Annotated in this window: 1 protein-coding gene and 1 pseudogene; both read right to left on the bottom strand. The window is 67.3% G+C overall.

Features of this window, described 5'->3' with window-relative positions; all coding sequences use genetic code 11:
* Positions 1 to 1931, bottom strand: a 1931-nt coding sequence (locus JCM9942_RS12620) for a TonB-dependent receptor plug domain-containing protein (RefSeq protein ID WP_054660083.1), incomplete at its 3' end; no start/stop codon positions are given.
* Between the two features lie 245 nt (positions 1932 to 2176).
* A pseudogene (locus JCM9942_RS12615) lies at positions 2177 to 3331 on the bottom strand (ABC transporter permease); the annotation flags it as partial.

Raw genomic sequence — 3331 nt, 5'->3', positions numbered from 1 at the left:
GCATTGCGCGCGGCGGCGCCGAAGGCGCGGTCGCACGGATCGGTGATGCGGTCACGGGTGGTCACGGTGCCGCCGTACAGGTCGTCCACGGTCGGCGCACGGAAGCCGGTGCCGTAGGTGGCGCGTACCAGCAGCTCGTCGACCGGCTTCCACTTCAGGCCGAACTTGCCGTTGGTGGTGCCACCGAAGTTGTTGTAGTCCGAATAGCGACCGGCCACGTCCATCGACAGCTCGCGCACGAACGGCAGATCCGCCAGCAGCGGGACCTGCAGCTCCAGGTAGACCTCGTCCAGCGTGTAGTCGCCGGCGGTCGGCTTGCCGCTGGTGCCGGCGATCTGGCCGTTCTGCACCATCAGGTCCGGGGTGTAGCTGGCTTCCTCGCTGCGGTGTTCCACGCCCATCGCCGCCATCACGTCACCGGCCGGCAGCGAGAACAGCGAACCGGAGATATTGGCGCTGAACACCTTGGTGGTGCTGCGGATATCGTCGACGAAGCTCTTGAACAGGTAGTCGCGCACGGCCGGGTCGCCACTGAGCGAACCGGGGCTGTTGCTGCCCATCGGCGCCAGCGGGTTCCACGGCACGCAGCCTTCGATCACGTTGCCGACGCTGCCGCAGCGGGCCACGCCATTGGCATCGATGAAGGAGGCGCCGACCGCGTTGTTGACGTTCGGCTGGTACATGCTCTGCAGCGTGCGGCGCTCGCCCTCGTTGCGGTTGAACATGTAGCCCACGTTCCAGTCCCAGAAGTGCGAACCGGTCTCGAAGCTGCCTTCCAGGCCCACGCTGGCACGCTTGGTGGTCAGGCTGTTGTTGGTCGCACGCGGGAACTCCTCGGTGCGGTGCGAAAACAGCACATCCTTGCCCCAGAGATTGAACGCGCTGTCCTTGGACAGGGCCGCACGCGCGCCGCTGTTGGCCTGCGCCTGGGACACCGAGTACGGGTAGCCGGCCAGCTGCTTGACCGACTCGCGCTCGCTGTACAGCACGTCGGCGACCACGCGCAGGTCGTCGGTGATCTGGAAGCCGCCGTTGGCGAAGGCCGACTTGCGTTCCAGCGCCGAGAGCAGCGTCATGTTGGTCTTGGTGTTGGCGTAGGTGGCGCGGTCGACCGGCTTGAAGTTCTCCTTCTTCGACGGATCGCCACCCGGACCGACGCTGAGCACCTTGCCATCGACGGTGACCGAGCCCCATGCCGTGGTGCCGTTCAGACCATCGGTGGGGTGGTAGGGGCCATTGGGATAGGCGGTGAACTCGCGCGCGCCGCCCAGCACCGGATCTTCCTGGGTGCTCTCGGCGCCGACGCTGAACCAGCCGCGGTCATAGGTCTTGCCGAACGTCGCGCTGTAGGCGCGCTTCTGGCCATCACCTTCACCGTACTGGCCGACGTAGGCGCTGGCGGTGCCGCCATCGAAGTTCTTGCGGGTGATGACGTTGACCACGCCGGCGATGGCGTCCGAACCGTACAGCGCCGAGGCGCCGTCGGTCAGCACTTCCACGCGTTCAACAATGGCCGAGGGAATCGAGCCGACGTCGGAGTAGCCGCCGGCGCTGACCCCCATGCGGCGACCGTCGATCAGCACCAGGCTGCGCTCGGGACCGAGGTTGCGCAGGCTGACGAACATGCCGCCGTAGTCGCGACCGGAGGACAGCGCCGAGGCGCGGCTCAGCGCCGGCGCGCCGGCGGCGGTGACGTCCTGCAGGATATCGGCGACGTTGACGTAGCCCTTCTTCTCGATTTCGGCGCGGGTCAGGGCGATGACCGGCTGGGCGGTCTCGACATTGGCCTGGCGGATACGCGAACCGGTGATCTCGATGCGGTCCAGGGTGACCGGGGCGTCGGTGGCATCCTGCGCGAACGCAACGGGGGTGCAGCTGCTGGCCAATGCGAGGGCAATGGCGGTATGCAGCGGTTTTGACTTCAGATACATCGCTTTCAGACTTCCTTTCTAACTACGAAAAAAAGCGCCCGCGAGGGGCGCCATGACAGATGCATCACCGTTGGGGGAGGGACGCAGCATCCGCTCACACAGATGCGCTGCCCGCCAGGACTTAGGCGGGCGCGCATCATGGACCAAACGGATAGATGCGTGAAGGGAGGGTTTCCGCCATGGCGCTGTCAACGCGCCGGCCGAAGCGCGGGCAACGACCGTTCCCGCGTCGCCGCCCGCAGCCCTCAGGTCTCGCGCAGGGCGGTGGTGATAGGCAGGCGCGCCGCGCGCAGCGCCGGGAACAGGCCACCGACCAGACCGATCCCCAGCGCCCATTTCAGCCCGCTCCACAGCAGCGGCGGTGAGACCTTGAACTGGAACACCACCTGGCTGAAGTTGTTGCCCAGCGTGGAGACAGTGAAGTTGTTGAACGCCAGCCACGCCACCGCCCCGCCCAGCAGGCCGCCAAGCAGCGCCAGCAGCATGGTTTCCAGCATCACCGCGGTGACCACCGGCACGCCGCGGAAGCCGATGGCGCGCAGCGTGGCGATCTCCCGCGCCCGTGTGGCCACCGCGGCATACATGGTGTTGAGCGCGCCAAATACCGCGCCCACCGCCATGATCGCGCCGATCACCGTACCCAGCACCTTGAGCAGTCCGTTGAGGCTTCCGCCCTGCTTGCGGTAGTAGTCGGCGGTGGTCTCCACATCCAGCTTCAGGCGCGGATCGGCCTCCACCGCGGCCTTGAAGGTCGCAAAGCCCTGCCTGCCCTCGGTACGCACCGTGATCGACTGCCAGGCGCTGCGGTTGTAGGTGGCGGCCAGGGTCTGCGCATCGGTCCACAGCTCGGACTCGTGTGCATCGCCGGATTCGAAGATGCCCACCACCGTCCAGGTCTGGTTGCCGAGGTTGAGCGTCCGGCCCACTTCCAGGTCGCGGAACTGCTTCTGCGCGCCGCGACCGGCCACGATCTCGCGCAGGCCGGCACCGAACTGGCGCCCTTCGACGATGCGTACCTTGTCGTGCACCGCCCAGGCCTGTTCGCCGACACCGCGGAACTGCGCGTTGACGTCGGTACCGTCGCTGCGCGAGATGACGTTGACCACCTGCGACAGCTCCGGCGATACCAGCGGGCGGCCGTTGTCGCCGCGCGCGACACCGGGCAGGGTTTCCAGCAGAGGCACCTGCTCGCGGGTGATGACCGAGTTGGTTTCGGCCTGCGAGCCGCCGCGCAGCACGATGGCGGTGGTGTCATTGCCAGTGGCTTGCAGTGTGGCCTGGAAGCCCTGGCCCATCGCCAGCATCGCCACCAGCACGCCGACCACGCCGCAATGCCGATGACGATCACCGAGGAGGCGCCCCAGCGCTGCGGCAGGCTGGCCAGGCGATCCCGGGTGGCA

The organism is Stenotrophomonas pictorum JCM 9942, assembly GCF_001310775.1.
In the GTDB taxonomy this organism is placed as follows: Bacteria; Pseudomonadota; Gammaproteobacteria; order Xanthomonadales; family Xanthomonadaceae; genus Stenotrophomonas; species Stenotrophomonas pictorum.
Note: the sequence above shows the minus strand (reverse complement) of the source record. Positions and strands in the feature narration are given on the sequence as shown.